The following is a 20,337-nucleotide window of genomic DNA, read 5'->3' on the forward strand; positions in this document are numbered from 1 at the left end:
AGGATATCATTCTCCATTAACAAGCGTTTATTCTCTTTGCGTAGCGCGATAAGTTCGTTATCTTCAGTTCGACGATTATCTTTTGCGATGAATGAGCCGGTAGTTTGGTACTGCATTATCCAATTATCTAATGCTGATTTGGTGAGGTCATACTCTGCGACGATATCCGCACGTTTTTTACCATTTTGATATAGCATGACCATTTGTTTTTTGAACTCGTTAGTAAAGCTACGTTTTGCTCTTCGTGATGAATCGATTGCCATTGTTGTTACCTTCTCTTATTTTTAGTTTATCATAACAATGACCTTATAAAACTGGTACTAATTAGTGTAGCCGATCCATACGATTATTAGCCGTAAAGACAAGCAAGCATTGGTGACATTAGTTGAACGCAAAACAGGGCTAGTATTAATTGGGCGCCTCAATCAACGTACCGCCTCCGAAACGAGAGATATGATAATAAAATTGCTAACGCCGTTTGAAAAAATGGTTAAAAGCATCACCTTTGATAATGGAACCGAATTTAATTATCATCATGCTATTGAGTATTATTTAAACACCACCGTGTACTTTGCGGAGCCTTATAAAAGCTGGCAAAGAGGCACAAATGAAAACACCAATGGCTTAATACGTCAGTTTATACCTAAGTCAGCGGCCATTTCATTAGTTGACGACAAACAGATAAAGAAAATACAATATCTATTGAACACACGCCCAAGAAAACGGCATAAGTTTAAAAGCCCTGCCGATTTTTATTCTAAGGAGTTAAGAAGAATTGCACTTCATGGTGTAATCTAGGTAATCGTTATTGTAAAATAGTTAAATAATTAATGAGCTTTGAATGAATTATTTCATATTCGATATAATGCCTATAAAACTATATTATCAGTATCTTTGTTTTTTTATTGAGCAAATATAAAAGGATTTACCCCACTTTTAGCAAACCCTTCTTCTTCGGTTTTGATATCTAATATCAGCGAAGCAATATCATCCGCAATGACTTCAATATGAGGATCTTTATCTTGATCAAATATTTTTAAATAGCTATGGCAAGCATCACAACACTCGGTTTTAATTGCAGCGAGTTCTTTTTCTAAAGAGAGGTATTGTATGTCTTTCATATTATCGCAGCAGGTACATTTAATTCTAGGTACATACCATTCACTTTCACATAAACTACAATGTAAATAGCGTAATCCGTTGTTACCGCCTAATTGAATAATGCTAGCAGTAGGCATACTATTACAAACTGGACATAACCAGAGTTTATCTGTATTTTCTGCGATAGCTTTACTTTTAATTTGACTAGCCAGTTGGCAATAATAAACAGATAATGATGACCAAATAAATATTGCTTCATTACCATCAACTTTATCAAATTCTCCTTTAAGCAAATGTAATGCTTTATTTTGTAATTCTAAAGCGCCATTTTTTTTAAGCTGTTCAATGACTATAGCGATTTGCTGCGTGGTATCAGAAAATGAGTCGAGTAATGAAGTAAAGTAATCTTGCCAAGTATCTTTAAGAGGTAAATTAGCTAAACTAAGTGGAGGATATTCGCTATTTAATAAACACGATACATCAATATCTATAGGCTTATGTTTAACTAAATTGGCTTGTTGTTCAGCTATAATTGCACAAAAATTCAAATAATCACTAATTGGATTATTGTTTGCAAGAGTTTTTAAACGTTCTGCTCGATGAGTATAAAGTGTTTTAGGTGATGGATAAAATAGTAACGGGATTTGTCTAATAACTGAGTTTATGGCTTGTTGTTCAAGTTGTTCTTGGGGGATAATTTTTATACTCATTATAAATGCTCATTAATTGTGATTTTATTCATCACTGCTTTTTATTTTTACTATTAAAATGTCACCGCTGATAGTTACTATCAGCGGAAAATACCATTATAGATGCAGGCAAGTTACTATGCTGGTTTATGCTTAATATCTGTAGATTCTTCTTCAGATTTAGCCTTTAACTTTAGTTCATTTTGATAGATCTTTTCCATTTCTTCTTCATACCAAGTTGAATGATTTTTTTGTGCCCAAGCACGCGAAACATAGCCAGTTATCATCCCTTTAATGGAACCTTTAACCCAAATTGCCATATAAGCATGACCAATTGCAAGCAGAATTAAGCCAATTGCAGCAAGAGAATGAAGAAATATCGCAATACGGACAACTGGAACAGAAAAATTATCCGCAAAATAACGGCGCCACATGATGAGACCTGTAACAAATAAAACTAAAATTAACCCCATAATGCACCAAAATAAAAACTTTTGTCCTACATTATATTTGCCTATTGGAATGCCTCTTTCTTTGCCCAAAATGACATGTTTAAAGTTTTTAATCCATAAAAGATCATTTTTATTTGGAATATTATGGTGAGCAAGTTTTATAAACATAAACATGAGTAAAACAAAAACAATGCACCCTAAAAATGGATGCAATGCTCTTACTAATTGTGGCGTACCAAGAAATAATCCAAACAGTTTTATAGATGGAAAAAATAAAGATAAGCCAGATAGTGCAGTCAAGATAAACAGACAGACCATACACCAATGACAGAAGCGAACAATAAGTGGTGTTCTTAATATCATGCTTTTCTTATCCATGATGATTCTCCTGTTGTGATGAATTAGAGTCAATTTTCTGTTCTAAAACAGGCAAGCCTAAACGCTTTCGAGCTTGTTTATCTGCTTCTTTTTCTTCTTCAATGTCTTCTTCATCAACTTCAATTGCACCAACGCCCATGTAATGGAACAGCAAACCACTAAAAGTTGCCACAAATGCAGCTGCAGATAATGGTTTCCAAATACCCTTCCAAAATCTGACAATTTCACTAATTTTAGGGTTTTTTGGTAAGCCGTGATACAATTCTGGCTGATCTGCATGATGAAGAACATACATAACATGTGTTCCCCCAACTCCTTGCGGGTCATAAAGACCAGCATGTTCAAAACCACGTTTTTTCAAATCTACAATTCTGTGTTCAGCATGGCGAATCATATCTTGTTTAGTACCAAAGTGTATAGCGCCAGTAGGGCAAGTTTTAACGCAGGCGGGTTCTTGACCCACAGCAACGCGATCGACACATAATGTACATTTATAGGAGTGATTATCTTCTTTACTAATTCGTGGAATATTGAACGGACAACCTGCTACACAGTAGCCACAACCAATACAGTGTTCCGATTGAAAATCAACAATACCATTAGCATATTGAATGATAGCACCTTCTGATGGGCATGCTTTCAAACAACCAGGATCAGAACAGTGCATACAGCCATCTTTACGAATTAACCATTCAAATTTTCCATTTATCTCGACTTCTGAATACCGCATTACAGTCCATGCTTTTGGCTCTAAATCGGCAGGATTATCATAAACACCAACAGTATTGCCAACTTCTGCTCGAAGATCATTCCATTCACTACAAGCAACCTGACATGCTTTACAACCTATACAGGTGGTCACATCAATAAGTTTTGCAACTTCTTGTTGATAGTCCCTAGCTCGTGGCGCTGGAGTTAAAGCATTAGTTGCTGAGCGGCGTATAATATCTTGAGTTTGTAATGACATAATTTATCCTCCCACCTTATGCCGCTGTAGTAACTTTTTCGATATTGACTAAGAATGATTTATATTCTGGTGTTTGTGAATTTGCATCACCTAAATGTGGCGTCAATTCATTAACCAAAAAACCTTTCTTTGTCTGACCTGTGAATCCCCATACTATTGGGATTCCAATGGTTTCGATCTCTTTACCATCAACTGTTAAAGTTGGAAGACGTTTAGTCACAACTGCTTTAGCTTTAATATAACCTCGATGTGAAGTGATTTTAACCATATCACCTAATTTGATTCCTTTTTTGAGGGCAAGATTTTCACTTAACTCAACAAATTGCTCGGGTTGAGTAATTGAAGCTAACCTTGCATGTTGCGTCCAAAAATGGAAATGTTCAGTGATACTATAAGTGGTACCAACATAAGGAAATTCGCTAGCATTCCCTAAGCGAGCCAAATCTTCTTTAAATGCGCGAGCTACAGGGCTGCTGACTTGATTTGGATGCAATGGATTATTACTAATAGGTGTTTCAAACGGTTCATAGTGCTCTGGGAACGGCCCATCGACTAACCGATTTAAACAAAATAACCCACCTAAACCATCATTATTCATGATAAAAGCACCTGCCCCACTACTTGGTGGTAATGTTGCTGTAAAATCAGGTACATCATTGCCTACCCAACTTGAGCCATTCCATTTTACTAAAACTCGTTTAGGATCCCATGGTTTACCATTTTCATCCGTTGAAGCGCGGTTATAAAGTACTCGTCGATTCATCGGCCACGACCATGCCCAACCAGCATGAACACCTTTACCAGATGGATCGCTTGGATCACGCCTTGCCATTTGGTTACCTTGTTCTGTCCAACAACCACAGAATATCCAAATACCCGATGAAGTTGTACCATCTGCTTTTAATTGTGAAAAACCACTTAGTAATTGACCTTTTTTAAGAATAACATTGCCATTTTCGTCGGTTATATCAGCAAGTGCTCGTCCATTATAATCTTTGGCTAATTCCTCAGCCGCTGGGCCTTCTGGCTCCTTATAATCCCAAACTAAGTTTTCAATTGGCTCGTAATAAGCACCACCTTCTTCAGCATACAGCTCTTTTATTCTCAAAAAGATACGCGCAATAATTTCAGGATCATATAAAGCTTCATAAGGCGGTCTTGCTGCTGCCCAGTGCCATTGTAGCCAGCGAGATGAGTTAACTATTGTACCGTTTTCTTCTGCAAAACAGTTTGATGGCAATCTAAATACTTCGGTTTGAATTTTGCTAGAATCTACATCATTAGATTCGCCATGGTTTTTCCAAAACTCAGCTGTTTCTGTTGGCATTGGATCAATGCTCACCAAGAATTTTAAATTAGACAAACCTTCGCGAATACTATTTTTATCGGGAAGTGCAGCAAGTGGGTTAAAGCCCTGACAAATAAAGCCATTGGCTTGACCATCACGCATCATTTTGCTAAATCTTAAAACATCGTAGGTTTTATCCCATTTAGGTAACCAATCAAATCCCCAATCGTTATCTTTAGTCGATTTATCACCGTACATTGATTTCATAAAGCTGACAAAGAATTTTGGATAATTCCCCCAAAAATTCACTTCGCTTGGACCAAGTGGTTTTGGTGTTTTTTCATCTAGGTACTGAGTAAGTGAAACTTGAGAATCTTTTGGTAAATCAAGATAAGCAGGCAGACGATTTGATAATAAACCAACATCAGTTAAGCCTTGAATATTTGAATGTCCACGTAGTGCGTTAATACCTCCGCCCATTACGCCAATATTGCCTAAAATAAGCTGAATCATGGCAGCAGTACGGATAATTTGTGATCCATAAGTATGCTGAGTCCAACCTAATGCATATAAAAATGTGGCTGCTCTATTGTTAGTTTTAGTGCTAGCAAGTGAGCGGCAAACATGCAAAAAACCTTCAATAGGACTTCCCGTTATTTTATTTACCATTTCGGGTGTATAACGTTTGACATGCTGTTTTAATAGATTCCATACACAACGGGGATGACTTAACGTTTTATCCCGAAGAGCATACCCGTTGTCATCCTTTTGATATGCCCAACTTGTCTGATCATACTGTTTGGTATCAGCTTCATAACCACTAAATAGCCCTGTAGCTTCATCAAAATTAAAATCATCACGAACAATTAGGCTTGCATTACTATGAGTAACTAAGTAGTCAAAATTAACTTCGTTATTGCTAATAAGATAATTGATAATACCAAGTAGAAAAGCAATATCAGAACCTGAGCGAATAGGTACATACAAATCAGCCACTGAGGCTGTTCGATGAAAACGAGGGTCAATGGCAATTAGTTCAGCACCATTATTAATTTTTGCTTCTATAGCCCATTTAAAACCAACCGGATGAGCTTCAGCTGCATTTCCCCCCATTACGATAACAACATTAGCATTTTTGATATCATTCCAGTTGTTAGTCATGGCGCCGCGACCAAAAGTAGCCGCTAAGCTAGATACAGAAGGACCATGACAAACTCTAGCTTGGGTTTCAAGGCTTAACATACCTAATGCGCGAGCAACTTTGAACGCTAACCAACCTGTTTCATTACTAGCGGCTGAGGTAACAAGCCAGCCTGTTGTTGTCCAGCGATTGACTGTTGTGCCTTCCGCATTTTTTTCAACAAAATTTTTATCTCGATCAGCTTTCATTAAACGAGCAATACGATCAATGGCTTCATCCCAACTTATTTGTTGCCATTTATCTGAACCAGGGGCACGATATTCAGGATATTTAACTCGTTGTTCACTTTTTACATAATCCAGAACACCTGCACCTTTAGGGCAAAGAGAGCCTCGACTAACAGGATGATCGGGATCTCCTTCTACATGGAAAATAGACGATTCGGCATTTTTAGCCCCATCGCCACGGCTATATAGCAACATACCACAGCCAACAGAGCAGTAAGTACAATTATTTCTAGTTTCTTTTGATTTCAATAACTTATATTGGCGAGTTTGAGCAAGCGCTACATTTGGAGAAAAACCAAGCGTAGCTACCGTTGTTCCAGCCATACCACCAGCACAGATCTTAAAGAACTGCCTACGGTTAAATAGCATATGGACTCCTTAGAAAGCTGACATTACGTTTTAATTTATTATATTGGAAGCAATTAACATCCTTACTGGTTGTAATGATAATCTTTAATCAAATGGAAATAAAGGGAAAAACAGATATGAATTTATTAATTTTGACATATATCAAAAAATAAAATAATGACAGCTTGATTTATGTTTAATATTGTGAAAAATTATATTAATATAAAAAAGTTTCAGGTAACACTACGTTTAAGTATAAAAATTTATAAGGCAGTTAGACAACTGACCATAAAGCGTCTAACCAAATTAGTGAAAGTTATTTTTTCTTAATGATATAATTGCCATATCTCTTACCAATTGAGAAGAAATTAATTTTTTTATGTATATTCATTACCACCGTTTCTCAAATTACTGCAAATAATACGATTAATTTCTACAATATGGTTATTAACCATTGTTTGATATGGCTAAAAACATAAAGGAGGGTTATCATTAATACAAAAGTTCAGCAGCTCTTGTCTCTTTATTGTTTTTAGGCGCAAAAAACAAACCTTCAAGGATATTTATTTGGATAACATAACCAGAATCACATTAGCAAAACTACTTAGTACTTTTTTTTATTATCCACCAAATAATAAAGTTACTACACCATTAATACAGGCATTATTGCATATTGATGATTTAGTCGAATGGTTAAATCCTTGTATTATTTCTGAACAGTGCAATATATTAGCAAATCACATCGATGACTCTGAGCTTAATTATCAATTTTCGTTACTATTTGAAGGTCAAGGAACAATGCCTGCACCACCATGGGGATCATTTTACCTTGATAAAGAACATTTATTACTAGGCGAATCACAAGAATGCTACCGCCAATTTCTGCAGCAACATGGTTTGACACTCAATACAGGAATGAACGAACCCGAAGATCAATTTGGATTAATGCTAATGGCGTATGCCATGTTGCTTGAAAATAATAACTATACAGCAGCAAAACAGTTAATCAATGAACATTTATTGATCTGGTCTTCAACCTATTTAAAAAGACTAAAGCAAAATGAGATAAGTCCATTTTATCGGGCATTAGCTATGATTGCTGATCAATATTTGCAGATGCTTTAATTGTATTTTCTATTTTTTGAAAAAATAGTTATTTCAGGTAAATGATTATTTTACTTAATGCTGAATTGTAACTTGTCATACTGTAACATTGCAGCTTTTATCTTAATCGGTATAATCCATGCTATGCTTTTTTCAAGGTAAATAATTAATGCTAGCCTATTTACAACTAATGCGATTAGATAGACCTATTGGCTCATTGCTTTTACTCTGGCCTACCCTTTGGGCAATTTGGCTTGCGGGACACCCTTCTATTTACATAACAATTATTTTTATACTTGGCGTATTTGTAATGCGCTCGGCAGGTTGTGTAGTGAATGATTATGCTGATCGTCATTTAGATGCACATGTTGAACGGACTAAAAATCGCCCACTGGCTCGTGGAGCATTGACTGAAAAGAACGCATTATGGACGTTATTTGTATTATTATTTATTGCTCTTTGCTTATTGCTAACTTTAAATAAACTATCATGGTTGATAGGCTGTTTTGCGTTATTAACTGCGCTGATTTATCCTTTTATGAAGCGTTATACCCATTTACCTCAGATCATCTTAGGTATCGCATTTAGTTGGAGCATTCCGATGGTGTATGCAGCAACTATTGAGCAGTTTCCATTAACCTGTTGGTTGCTTTTCTTTGTTAATATTTGTTGGACAATTGCCTATGACACCGAATATGCGATGGTTGATCGCAACGATGATGTAAAAATTGGTATAAAATCCACTGCCATCTTATTTGGACGTTATGATAAATTAATCATTGGATTATTACAGATAGCTTCTGTTATTGGTTTATTATTGATTAGTTTAATCAACCAACTATCGTTGATAGTTTATATTGCTTTATTATTAGTTACAGCATTATTTATTTACCAACAATGGTTGATAAAAGATCGAGAAAGAAACAAATGTTTTAGCGCATTTATGAATAATAATTATGTTGGTTTGATTGTTTTTTTAGGTCTCTTTTCTGTTTAAAAATTAAATCACTACTATATTTACAGATTGACTCAATCGAAAATATAACTTAATCATATCTGTGTTTATTTTAATCCTTTTATTTTATAAAAAGCGAACACAGCATAGTATCAAATAAAAAATAATAAATAGTCAAAATATAAACAATGATTTTTTTCTTATTTCATAAGTTTAAGTTATAAAAAAAAAACTTACTTTTTTAAAAAGTAAGGTTTAGGAAGTTAACACTAATTAAAAAATTATAAATGAAAAAATTATGCTTCAATAGCAACTCTTAACTTTTTCATTGCATTTTTTTCAAGCTGTCGGATACGCTCTGCTGAAACACTATATTTATCGGCTAAGACCTGTAAAGTTGATTTGCTTTCATCAGAATCTAACCAACGTGCTTTAATAATATCTTGGCTACGTTCATCTAATTTTAATAATGCATCATGTAGCCTATCTGTCGCATCATTTTCCCAATTATCATTTTCAATTGATTTTGAGAAATCAGAATTGCTATCTTCTAAGTAAAGTGCTGGTGCAATAATTGAATTATCATCGTCATCACTATCTATATCAAATGACATATCTTGTGCCGACATACGTGATTCCATTTCAAGTACATCTTTACGACTTACACCTAATTCATCTGCTACCATATCCACTTCTGCATTACTGAACCAACCTAAACGTTGTTTAGTTTTTCTTAGATTAAAAAATAGCTTTCTTTGCGCCTTTGTTGTTGCAACTTTAACAATACGCCAATTTTTTAATACATATTCATGGATCTCAGCTTTTATCCAATGCACAGCAAATGAGACCAAACGAACACCCATTTCAGGATTGAAACGGCGTACTGCTTTCATCAAGCCAATATTACCTTCTTGAATTAAGTCAGCTTGTGGTAAACCATAACCCGAATAACCACGGGCAATATGCGCTACAAATCGTAAATGAGATAAAATTAACTGGCGAGCAGCATCTACATCATCGTGATAATAGAGTTTTTCACCTAATGATTTTTCTTCTTCTGCAGTTAACATTGGATAGGTGTTAATCATGCGAAGGTATGATTCTATATTTCCTTGTGGGATTAAAGCACCTACTTGCATTTTTAAATCAGTACTCATTTAATTCCCCCTTAAATAATAAATTTCGTTACATTAAATATGCAACAATAAAAACGTTAAACTAGCGTTTATTACAATGTTAGACCAATGAATTATAAATTAGTTCACTATTTTAACTAAAATACTTAAAATATTTTACTTAATATTAGCCTTTTATTAAATTGATATATATCTTGGCAATTTATAGCAAAATAGCTAGACAATTTGTGCTATTTTTAAGTATTTCTTAGTCGCAATCAACGATGAAAGCCACCCAATACTAGCTGTTATAAGGACAATCAATAAACTCTCATCCCATAATAGCCCTTCAATATGAATTATTGTTCCAAATGTATCAGAAACATTCAACATAATTAACTCTATTTGATAAATAAATATTTCCGATAACACTAACGCTATAATAGCGCTAATAAAACTAATAAACATTCCACTATAAAGAAAAGGACGCAAAATAAATCCTTCTGTTGCCCCAATTAATTGCATAACCATAATCGTCTGTTTTCTAGAGAATATATTTAAACGGATGCTATTACCAATCACAAGAGATACAGCTATAATCATAAATATAGAAATAATCCATACGATAGATTTAACCATATCAGTTAGTGCTGTTAAACGAGTAAACCAACTATCATCTAATTTTATATCATCAATACCATCAATGGTAAGCAATTCTTTTTGTAATCGATGTAACACAGCTGTCTTTTTTGCCTCATCTTTAGGAATAACAATTGCTACTGCAGGTAATGGATTTTCATCTAGCAAATCGAGTGCATCACTAAACCCAGACCACGTTTCGAATTCTTCTTTTGTTTCATCTTTGGAAAGATATTCAACCTGATCAACTTCATCATAAAATTTAATTTTAGCAATCAATTCAGTTGTTTGTTCTGATGTTAATTCTTTATTGATATAAACAGTCAAACTGGGAGTTGGATTCCATTGCTGTGCAGTTTGACTAGCGTTTTTCCAAAGTAAATAGCTGATAGTTGGTATAGTAATTGAAATAGCAATAACAAAAATGGTCAGTAATGAAGCAATAATATGCTGAGAAAAGTCATTAAACGTGTTACGCCATGCATAACCGATTTGTCTTATCCAGCGAGAGAAAAAGCTATTTTCATTCTTCTTCGATTTACTAGGTTTGATATTAGTTAAGCTCATTAATTTTTAATCTCTAAACGTCCCTGATTTAAATGCAATATTCGATGGTGCTTGCGCCGTATCAGTCCCATATTATGCGTTGCCATCAAAATCGTTACACCAGCTTGATTAAATTCTTCAAAAAGCTTTAAGATATCTTTTGATAGTTTATCATCTAAATTACCTGTGGGTTCATCAGCAAGCAAAACACTAGGACGATTAACAATAGCACGAGCGATACCTACTCGCTGCTGTTCACCACCAGATAACTGTATTGGATAAAATTCCATCTTATTAAGTAATCCAACTTTATCCAGTGAAGCGGAAACTCTTCTTTTAATTTCTTCAGCTGGTTTACCTAAAATAATTAATGGAATAGCTACATTATCATAAACAGTGTGATCCATCAGTAATTGGTGATCTTGAAAAATCATACCAATTGTGCGACGTAGAAATGGCATCTCTTGGCGTCTTAAACTTGAAACATCAACACCATTTAACAACACTTTGCCATCATTTGCTCTTTCTAACCCACAAATTAATCGCATTAGCGTACTTTTACCAGCCCCTGAGTGTCCAGTTAAAAAAGCCATTTCACCAGGTAATAAAGTGAAGCTAATATTTTGTAGTGCTGGTTTACCGCCAGAATACACTTTACTTACGCGCTGAAATTGAATCATGACACTCTCTAACCATCTGTTTCATCAAACAAAGCATTGATAAAATCATCAGCAACAAAAGGTCTTAAATCTTCAATTTTCTCCCCGACACCAATATAACGAATAGGAATATTAAACTGATCGGCAATACTAAAGATAATTCCCCCTTTTGCAGTACCATCTAATTTAGTTAATGTCATCCCAGTGACACCAACAGCCTCATTAAATAGTTTGGTTTGGCTAACCGCATTTTGACCAGTACCAGCATCAATAGTCAACATAATTTCATGGGGTGCTGTTTCATCGTGTTTTTTAATTACGCGTACTATTTTTTTTAACTCATCCATTAAATGAGATTTATTTTGTAAGCGCCCTGCAGTATCGGCTATTAATATATCTATTTTTTTTGCTTTTGCTGCTTGTATTGCATCATAAATGACAGAAGCAGAATCTGCATTAGTATGCTGAGCAATAACAGGGATATTATTCCGTTCTCCCCAGACTTGTAACTGCTCAACAGCCGCTGCTCGAAAGGTATCACCCGCCGCAAGCATAACTGATTTGCCTTGTTGTTGAAATTGACGAGCCAATTTGCCAATTGTTGTTGTTTTTCCGACACCATTAACGCCAACCATCAATATTACAAATGGTTTATGGCTTTCTATATCAAGGGGCTTATCGACTCCATCTAAAATAGATTTCATTTCCTGTTTTAAAAGATCATGTAATGCATCAGCATCTTTTAGCTCTTTTCTTGATGCTTGTTTAGTTAAGGAATCAATAATTTTTTGGGTTGTGTCAAAACCTACATCAGCAATAAGTAACTGCTCTTCTAATTCTTCAAATAAAGCATCATCGATCCTTTTCCCTTTAAATAAACTAAGAAAACCTGAACCAATATTTTGTTTAGTCTTAAAAAGACCTTTTTTTAAACGAGAGAAAAACCCTTCTTTTTTTTGTTCAACCATAAATAATTATCCCATAACATTTTCTAAGATCATTTTATCTTATTTTAGAATAAAGCCCAATGTATTCAATAAAAGAGACCATTCTTGTTCTTTTGTCAGATTTTTTTTCTAATTATAAAATGTAGAAAAACACCAGGTTGTTTACACTTCAAATTAAAATAATCCTATAAAAACTCATAAAGTATTTTCCTCGCAATTATTTTATGCGGTTTAGCCATATTATAATAGTTAATAAATCACGTAAAAATTTGTTTTTTATTTTTGGGTTGCTAAATGTTTATTGACGATGCCACATCTTCATTTAAGTACGTATCACTCTTTTTGCTTTTCCACTTATTTGTGGATAGGTAGGTTTGATCAATTTTACTTTTTTTATTCATGTTTATTACAGTAGTTCCTCAAATTACAATAAACAACACGAAGAATTTCTATAAATTAGTTTAAAATTTAAAATTTCATAATTATTACAATTTATTAATAATAATTATCAATATCATTTTCGTTATTACGATAAAATGTTAAAATTACAATAAGAAAATAAAGGGTGAAAAACATTGTTAAAATTGATGAAAATTAAATATTTAGTTATAGCTACCATCTTCTTTACAATTATTTATATTGTATGTTTAATCATATCTCATTCAGAGCCTACAGCTAATTATATTACATCACAGGTTACCAAAGGTAATATTGAAAAAACCGTACTAGCCGATGGAACAATTAGTGCTTTTAAGCAAGTTAGTGTTGGTGCGCAGGTTTCTGGGCAAATTAAAAAACTCTATGTTGAGTTGGGCGATGAAGTTAAACAAGGCGATATGATTGCTGAGATTGACGATCTTAAACAAAGCAATGATTTAAAACAATCTGAAGCGTCACTTAATAGTTTAGAGGCACAGCGTAAGGCCAAAAAAGCCAGATTGATTAATTATCAATTAACTTATGACCGTCAACGAAAACTAGTCAATAAAGGGGCTGGTGCTCAATCCGACCTAGATGCAGCAAAAGCCGAACTCGATGTAATCAAAGCTGATATTGCAGCACTTGATGCTGATATCGTTAAAGCACAAATTGCAGTCGATACCGCCAAAGTTAATTTGGGATATACTAAAATTCGCTCCCCTATCGATGGAGTGATTGTTGCCATTCCAGTCAATGAAGGACAAACTGTTAACTCTGTTCAAAGTGCACCAACCATTGTTAAAGTAGCGCAACTTGATAAAATGACCATTGAAGCGCAAATTTCTGAAGCTGATGTGATCAATGTAAAAAAAGGAATGCCTGTTTATTTTACCATTTTAGGCCAACCGAATAGACGTTTTGATGGTTTAACACTAAGGGCTATAGAGCCTGCACCTGACTCAATTAATACCGAAACAACCTTGTCAAGTTCATCATCAACAACAAAAAGCGCAATTTATTATAATGGATTATTTGATGTAGATAATCCCGACCATGTATTAAGAATTTCAATGACAGCGCAAGTTTATATTGTCTTGTCTGAAGCAAAAGATGTACTAACCATTCCATCTCAAGCAATTCAAAAAAAATTGGGCAATAATAAAGCCATTATTTACCTGTTAGATAAACATAATGAGATCGAAGAACACGAAGTTACTTTGGGTATCGATAATAATATCAATGTTGAGATAAAATCGGGGATTAAAGAGGGTGATATGGTTGTGGTCAGTAGTACTAATGGCGCTTCACTAGGTGGTAATAATGCAAGAACCCCAAGGATTCGATTCTAATATGGTCAATAATATACCTCTTATTAAGCTTGAGAATATTGTTCGTGAATTTCCAGCAGGCGATACAACTATACAGGTTCTTAAAAGCATAAATCTAACAATTAATGCTGGTGAAATGGTAGCGATTATTGGCGCATCAGGATCGGGTAAATCCACTTTGATGAATATTTTAGGCTGTTTAGATAAACCGACCTCAGGCACTTATTCTATTGGAGGACGCACAACAAGTGAATTGTCACCTGATGAGTTAGCTCAATTACGCCGAGAGCATTTTGGTTTTATCTTTCAACGTTACCATTTATTAAATGCACTAACCGCACAAGGCAATGTAGAAATCCCTGCTATTTATGCTGGTGTTACCAATGAACAACGTCAAAAAAGAGCGAGCGAAATTTTAACACGTTTAGGACTTGCCGAGAAAATCCACAATAAACCTAACCAGTTATCTGGAGGGCAACAACAGCGAGTCAGTATTGCCAGAGCTTTAATTAACGGTGGACAAATCATTTTAGCTGATGAACCAACGGGAGCACTCGACCGTAAAAGCGGTTTAGAAGTAATGGCTATATTACAAGAATTACATCAACAAGGTCACACAGTTATTATTGTTACCCACGATTCAAATATTGCCCAAAGTGCCCAAAGGATTGTTGAAATTAGTGACGGTAATATTATTTCTGATTCTATTAACCCTAATTATCAATCTAAACAAAATGATAATCGACAAGTTAAGCAAATCGAAGCAACCAGAACCCAAGATAATCTACTGGCAAAATATTACCGTTTTCGAGATGCTTTTAAAATGGCTATGCTATCAATGCTTTCGCAACGATTACGGACCTTTTTAACCATGTTAGGCATAATTATTGGTATTGCCTCGGTAGTCTCTGTTGTTGCATTAGGACAAGGTACAAAGCAGAAAATTTTATCTAACATTAACTCGTTAGGGACTAGCACGTTAGAAATCTATGCAGGATCGGGATTTGGTGATCGTAATGCGGATAAAATTACTACATTACGCTCATCAGACGCAGATTTTTTGGCGCAACAAAACTTTGTCCACAGTACGACTCCTAACCTTGCAACCAGTGTTTATTTCCGAATTAATAATTTAGCAGTAACTGGAACAGTAAATGGTGTAGGGGAGCAATTTTTTGCGGTTCGTGGTTACACTATTTCTCAAGGAAAATCTTTTGATGAAGCAAGTATTATTGCCTCGGCACAAGATGCAGTGATTGATGACAATACTGTTAAACGGTTATTTGCAAATCAAAACCCAATTGGAAAAATTTTAATGGTTGGACAGTTACCAGTAAGAATAATTGGTGTTGCAACTAAACAACAGCAAGGATTTGGTAGCAATGAAAGCCTGAATGTTTGGTTACCTTATACTACCGTGATTAACCGCATGGTAGGTCAAACTTCGTTAAAAAGCATTACAGTACGTGTTAAAGATAATGTTAATTTATCTGTTGCTGAACAAGCTATTAATCGAATTATGTTACAACGACATGGTACAAAAGATTTTTTCATCTTTAATTCCGATAATATACGAGAAACAATCAACTCATCCGCTTGGGTAATGACGTTATTAGTTTCGGCTATTGCGCTGATTTCACTCGTTGTTGGCGGTATTGGTGTGATGAATATCATGTTAGTATCAGTCACAGAAAGAACTCGAGAAATTGGCGTACGAATGGCCGTTGGTGCTCGGTCAAGCGACATATTACAGCAATTTTTAATTGAAGCTGTATTAGTATGTTTAATTGGCGGAACAATAGGTATTGTACTCTCGTTTGCCATTGGCTTTATTTTTAATTCTGTTGTTACATCATTTGCAATGAATTTCTCGGCAATAGCTATTATAGCGGCATTTAGTTTCTCAAGTATAATTGGTATTATTTTTGGTTATTTCCCTGCTAGACGGGCAGCTAAACTCGATCCAATTTATGCTTTAGAACGAGAATAGCAATTTTACTATAATAAAAAATCCCATTGTACAAAATGATACAATGGGACTTAAAACGTCAAAAATAAGTGATTAACTTATGTTGTTTTTAAACTTGTTAACCATTTATTTTTTATCAGAATGCGCTTTTTCTTCTATTTTTGCATTAGGATCTAACCCTGCAACAAATGCAGTAACTCTTGCATAATCATTAATAAATGCATCATCACTAGTTACATTAAGTTGATTTGCTATGATAAAAAACTTACGATTAACAATAACCGTAGGGATTGAATCTGGTTTCATCTCTTTAATCGCATCTGCTTGTTGTACCATAAATGATTTAACCAAAAAGCTATCTTTTGTTTTATCATACACTTCATTACTAACACCTAATTTTTCAAAAACAGCTTTAATGTCATCTGCTGTTTTTATCGTTTTATCTTTTTGAACCGCATTATAAAGTGCATCTGAAGCTTTATCTTCTATACCTAGAACATTAGCCACAGCCCATGCTTGCGCAAGATCTTTAGCTAATGGTCCAAAATCTTCTAAATGGTAGCGTTTGAATTTAACACCTTCTGGTAAAGCCTTGCTAATAGTTTGAGGACCTTGATTTTGAATTTCAAATCTAAAACAGCTTGGGCAATTAAACGAAAAGAACTCAATAACTTCTTTATCTGGCGATGGATTAGTTGGTAGCGCGGCATATTGTTTACCTAATTCAATCGGCTCAAATGCATTCGCTGAGGTGTCGGCCTTAGTAATAGTTGGGCTTTCATTTGCAAAACAGTTTACAGAAAAAAGCAAAATACTAATTGCGATAAGTGTTTTTTTCATTTTAATGATTCTCCTTATTCTTTTATAATCCCACGAGCTTTTAACAATGCGGTTTTAAAATCTTCTTCATAATCTTTTTTTAGACCCGGAATAACATCATTCTTATCCGAACCTCGCATTTTTAAATGATAAATTAAAACTTCATCACTCAAATCTTTTAATTCACCTTCAAAACCAGCCTCTTGACCTAATTTAGCTAAAAATTGTAATAAATTAAGATCAGAATCCCCTTCCCATGCGGGTTGCAATAATTCCATTACTTCATCAATACGATGACATTTCATAATTGTTACCTTTAGTAAATCTTCAAATTTTTCGAAGATAATGATAATTAAGCAATCATTAAAAATGATACGCTACAACTTGCAATAACATTACTATATAGTAATGTTATTTTGTTTTTTCGCAACGTAAAAAAGAAATAATTTATGGAAAAACCCTCTATTACTGCAATCATTCTAGCTGGAGGTAAAAGTACCCGTATGAATGGCAACGACAAAGGACTATTATTATTACATCAAAAACCACTTTATCAACATGTCATTGATTGCATCAAACCTCACGTTGATGCAATCATGATTAATTGCAATCGTCACACAGAACAATACCAAAAAGCAGGTTATCCTATATTTAGTGATGACCTAGCAGGATTTTGTGGACCATTATCGGGGATTTACAGTGGTTTATTACGCAGCAAAACCGATTGGAACTTATTTGTCAGTTGTGACACGCCTTTTTTGCCGGATGATTTAATTGACCGCTTAGCTGTTTATACGGCAAATAACAGTGCTATTTATCCATATGATGGACAATATCACCATCCAACCATTCTACTTATTCATAAAACAGTTACTCAACAACTAAAAATCTATTTAGAGCAAGGCGAACGCAAGCTGATGCTGTTTTTAGAACAAATCAGTGCTAAATCGGTTGATTTTAGCGATAAAGCAGTTTGTTTTAGCAATATCAACACGCTAGAGGTGCTTAATTCATTTAATCAGAAAGAAGATAAATAATCATTTATTTTCATAAAAAATAGGGTGTTAGCTTTAGGACTTTTTGATTTTTGCGGAATAATTAATATTGCTAATAACATCTAAAACACAAACACACCCAACAGCCCTGTTTGGCGTGCTAGCTTTATTTCGTTATCGGTATATTTTGATGCTGTGATAAGGCAAGCATATTAGCATTGTGGTGCTATAAGCGTGTTTTTGCTCTAAAAACGTTCAGGTAGACTATTGATTTTATTAAATTTTTTATTTTTAAATGAAATCAAACACTTATAGGCTAGTTTTTTATTACATTGAATTTGGCTTTTTAATAAAAGCGCTTTTGTTATTTGATAATAGCTATTAATAACAGCTTGTTAATAACAGTCAGTTAATAGCAAAAGCGCAAGCTTGAAAATTGTATCGGTCGAAGCATTGTTTTGACTTTCAGTCATTAAAGCGCTAGGTTCACAGACTTTGCCTGCTCAGCGCCCCAACTTACGCGGGGGCTTTATTCTTTGTTATATTATCCTCTCAGGCACCGTAACCCCCTTCCGCGCCCTAAGGATTAAGAACTAAACGCTAAAAGCTAAGGTGCGGTGCAAAGGCCATAGCGCCAGTCTCTGACACTGGCACTGTCGCTTCTCACGTAGCCGTCGGACGCGTCGACAAGGAACTGGCTGCTACCTGTTGCGTCGCTCGTCCAGTGGGCGTACTGGGAGAAGCCCGCATCGTAGTGGTACATGTAGCCCCACTCCGAGAAAAAACCTGCCCCTATGTGACGCATGTAATTATTACCTGATGAACTAGGTGTGGCGCCTAATGCGCCTTGACACGAACTTCCTGAATTCCAACCAGAACAAACTGCATTGGTTAAATCCCTTACCCGTGGCATGCGATAACCCAAACTATTACACCATGCTAACTGGTCACTATAAATGCTCCATTCGCTCCCCCGATTGACGAACCACTGCCTTAATACAAATCCATAACGAACCTCATTACCTCGACTATCCCTACCAACCAACTCAAATGTCTGCGGCAAAGATGGCACGGTAATTTGACTAGGACTAGGATTCTTCCGCTGGCTTCTTGCCTCTGGACCATGCAACGTTACCCGTGTTACATATTTTGATTTATCCGTAATCCATCTATCTTCGTTTGCACCTTGGTTTGGCAATCTCCAAGCCACCGTTGCATTTAGACTACCATTCGTGTTAACTGTCCAACTCAACTGACTTGCATCTATTCCACCTATATCCAAATCAAAATACAATCCATCTGCACCAGTCGTTGGAAAATTTTGGTCGTAAGATGATGGGGTTGTTGATTGAGTTAGAAAGCCCTTAGTAGGACTCCATATGTTAGCAGGACCAGCGAAGCGTGGGTTATCCCATTCAATACCTACTGTGCCACCATACAACAAATTCGGCCTGACCGAACAAATAACCGGCGCTGATGGCGGAGTGATATAATACTCCGCTGTTCCTCCACTAAAAGTACTACTATTCGGCATGCCATAACGAGTCTCTAAAGTTCCCTCTGAACTATCTAAGGTTACCTTATAAGGTGCTTTACATAGACTTAATGTATCACTACGATTAACGGTATTGCCATCTTTATCTTTTATTACTAACGATATACTTCCTGATGCAGTAACTTCACCTGCTCGCTGTCCATCCCCATCATCATCGCCCCATTTACCTTGTGTTACTAAGTCATTTATATTTATTGAGTCGCTTGATGACGGAACTATCATTTCAATATCAGCAAAAGTATCCCCTACATTAGATAACTCGATTGGCGCTGTCGATGATGAAGGATTATTTTGCGGTATGAATGTTCGACCGTCTGATAACTTAATACCTAATAATTCCCTTATTTCAGTCACTTTAGTAACACCGCCATCAAAGGTTAAATAAGGCGCAGTACCATGAATGCGCTCAGAAGTCGTGGCCGATAATGCCTGCGATTCTAAAGAGTACGGCAATAACAACAACGGCGCTAATGCCAATGGAATTTTTAAAGATAGTTTTGTGGATAATTTCGATAATAATTCGAGAGATAATTTCGAAAATATAAATAAGTTTCGAGTAAAAACTTGTCGAATAGGATTATTTGATAAATTTAAGACATAGGTTTGCCAGTGCTTGTGCCTTGTGCCTTGTGCCT

The 20,337-nt window shown here is 35.2% G+C and carries 17 protein-coding genes and 1 pseudogene; 6 read left to right on the top strand and 12 right to left on the bottom strand.

All coding sequences use genetic code 11. From position 1 onward, the window contains the following. Positions 1-263: transposase (locus tag A9G37_RS05570; protein ID WP_065574752.1), on the bottom strand; the 263-nt coding region annotated here is incomplete at its 3' end. A gap of 85 nt (positions 264-348) precedes the next feature. Here A9G37_RS05570 and A9G37_RS05575 point away from each other — a divergent pair. Further along, positions 349-798: an IS30 family transposase gene (locus A9G37_RS05575; RefSeq protein WP_255306859.1), complete on the top strand. Its 450-nt coding sequence runs from the start codon at positions 349-351 to the stop codon at positions 796-798. 104 nt (positions 799-902) lie between these two features. Here A9G37_RS05575 and fdhE read toward each other — a convergent pair whose 3' ends face one another. The 4 genes from fdhE to fdnG form a co-directional block, all read right to left on the bottom strand. Beyond that, entirely contained in the window at positions 903-1,811 is a 909-nt protein-coding gene (gene fdhE, locus A9G37_RS05580; protein ID WP_065574884.1) for a formate dehydrogenase accessory protein FdhE, read from the bottom strand. Between the two features lie 116 nt (positions 1,812-1,927). Further along, a complete protein-coding gene (locus A9G37_RS05585; protein ID WP_051634211.1) occupies positions 1,928-2,620 on the bottom strand; it encodes a formate dehydrogenase subunit gamma in 693 nt (230 codons plus the stop codon). After that, a complete protein-coding gene (fdxH, locus tag A9G37_RS05590; protein WP_051634210.1) occupies positions 2,613-3,587 on the bottom strand; it encodes a formate dehydrogenase subunit beta in 975 nt (324 codons plus the stop codon). The genes A9G37_RS05585 and fdxH overlap by 8 nt, the downstream gene beginning before the upstream one ends. A gap of 16 nt (positions 3,588-3,603) precedes the next feature. Next, complete coding sequence (gene fdnG / locus A9G37_RS05595; RefSeq protein ID WP_081297670.1) at positions 3,604-6,672, bottom strand: formate dehydrogenase-N subunit alpha; 3,069 nt, start codon at positions 6,670-6,672, stop codon at positions 3,604-3,606. Positions 6,673-7,218: 546 nt separating this feature from the next. Here fdnG and A9G37_RS05600 point away from each other — a divergent pair. Then, positions 7,219-7,776 (top strand): TorD/DmsD family molecular chaperone, encoded by a 558-nt coding sequence (locus tag A9G37_RS05600; RefSeq protein ID WP_162162650.1) that lies wholly within the window; start codon positions 7,219-7,221, stop codon positions 7,774-7,776. A 148-nt stretch (positions 7,777-7,924) separates the two neighbouring features. Further along, positions 7,925-8,752, top strand: a complete 828-nt coding sequence (gene ubiA, locus A9G37_RS05605; protein WP_034911807.1) for a 4-hydroxybenzoate octaprenyltransferase — start codon at positions 7,925-7,927, stop codon at positions 8,750-8,752. Between the two features lie 254 nt (positions 8,753-9,006). On the opposite strand, the gene rpoH is transcribed toward ubiA, so the two are convergent. The 4 genes and pseudogenes from rpoH to ftsY all read right to left on the bottom strand — a co-directional run. After that, a complete protein-coding gene (gene rpoH / locus A9G37_RS05610) occupies positions 9,007-9,867 on the bottom strand; it encodes an RNA polymerase sigma factor RpoH (RefSeq protein ID WP_034911804.1) in 861 nt (286 codons plus the stop codon). A 195-nt stretch (positions 9,868-10,062) separates the two neighbouring features. Beyond that, positions 10,063-11,031: a permease-like cell division protein FtsX gene (gene ftsX, locus A9G37_RS05615; RefSeq protein WP_034911801.1), complete on the bottom strand. Its 969-nt coding sequence runs from the start codon at positions 11,029-11,031 to the stop codon at positions 10,063-10,065. Continuing rightward, complete coding sequence (gene ftsE / locus A9G37_RS05620; RefSeq protein WP_034911799.1) at positions 11,031-11,690, bottom strand: cell division ATP-binding protein FtsE; 660 nt, start codon at positions 11,688-11,690, stop codon at positions 11,031-11,033. Before ftsE ends, ftsX begins: the two co-directional genes overlap by 1 nt. Positions 11,691-11,698: 8 nt before the next feature. After that, positions 11,699-12,622 (bottom strand): annotated as a pseudogene (gene ftsY, locus A9G37_RS05625) (signal recognition particle-docking protein FtsY); the annotation flags it as partial. A 581-nt stretch (positions 12,623-13,203) separates the two neighbouring features. Between ftsY and A9G37_RS05630 the strand changes: the two are divergent. Both A9G37_RS05630 and A9G37_RS05635 read left to right on the top strand, forming a co-directional pair. Further along, positions 13,204-14,385, top strand: coding sequence for an efflux RND transporter periplasmic adaptor subunit (locus tag A9G37_RS05630; RefSeq protein ID WP_065574889.1), 1,182 nt, complete (start codon positions 13,204-13,206; stop codon positions 14,383-14,385). After that, positions 14,357-16,354, top strand: a complete 1,998-nt coding sequence (locus tag A9G37_RS05635) for a MacB family efflux pump subunit (RefSeq protein WP_255306858.1) — start codon at positions 14,357-14,359, stop codon at positions 16,352-16,354. Before A9G37_RS05630 ends, A9G37_RS05635 begins: the two co-directional genes overlap by 29 nt. A 105-nt stretch (positions 16,355-16,459) precedes the next feature. Here A9G37_RS05635 and A9G37_RS05640 read toward each other — a convergent pair whose 3' ends face one another. After that, complete coding sequence (locus A9G37_RS05640) at positions 16,460-17,173, bottom strand: DsbA family protein (RefSeq protein ID WP_051634209.1); 714 nt, start codon at positions 17,171-17,173, stop codon at positions 16,460-16,462. Positions 17,174-17,187: 14 nt separating this feature from the next. Further along, positions 17,188-17,457, bottom strand: a complete 270-nt coding sequence (locus tag A9G37_RS05645; protein WP_034911797.1) for a YihD family protein — start codon at positions 17,455-17,457, stop codon at positions 17,188-17,190. Positions 17,458-17,601: 144 nt separating this feature from the next. On the opposite strand from A9G37_RS05645, the gene mobA reads away from it, so the two are divergent. Next, the gene (mobA, locus tag A9G37_RS05650; RefSeq protein WP_065574885.1) at positions 17,602-18,189 is read left to right on the top strand and encodes a molybdenum cofactor guanylyltransferase MobA; all 588 of its coding nucleotides are present in this window, start codon (positions 17,602-17,604) and stop codon (positions 18,187-18,189) included. A gap of 565 nt (positions 18,190-18,754) precedes the next feature. Here the strand turns inward: mobA and A9G37_RS12850 are convergent. Then, the coding region (locus A9G37_RS12850) for a hypothetical protein (RefSeq protein WP_176701871.1) at positions 18,755-20,337 on the bottom strand (1,583 nt) is incomplete at its 5' end.

This window comes from Gilliamella sp. GillExp13 (genome assembly GCF_001690815.1).
Taxonomy (GTDB): domain Bacteria; phylum Pseudomonadota; class Gammaproteobacteria; order Enterobacterales; family Orbaceae; genus Gilliamella; species Gilliamella bombi.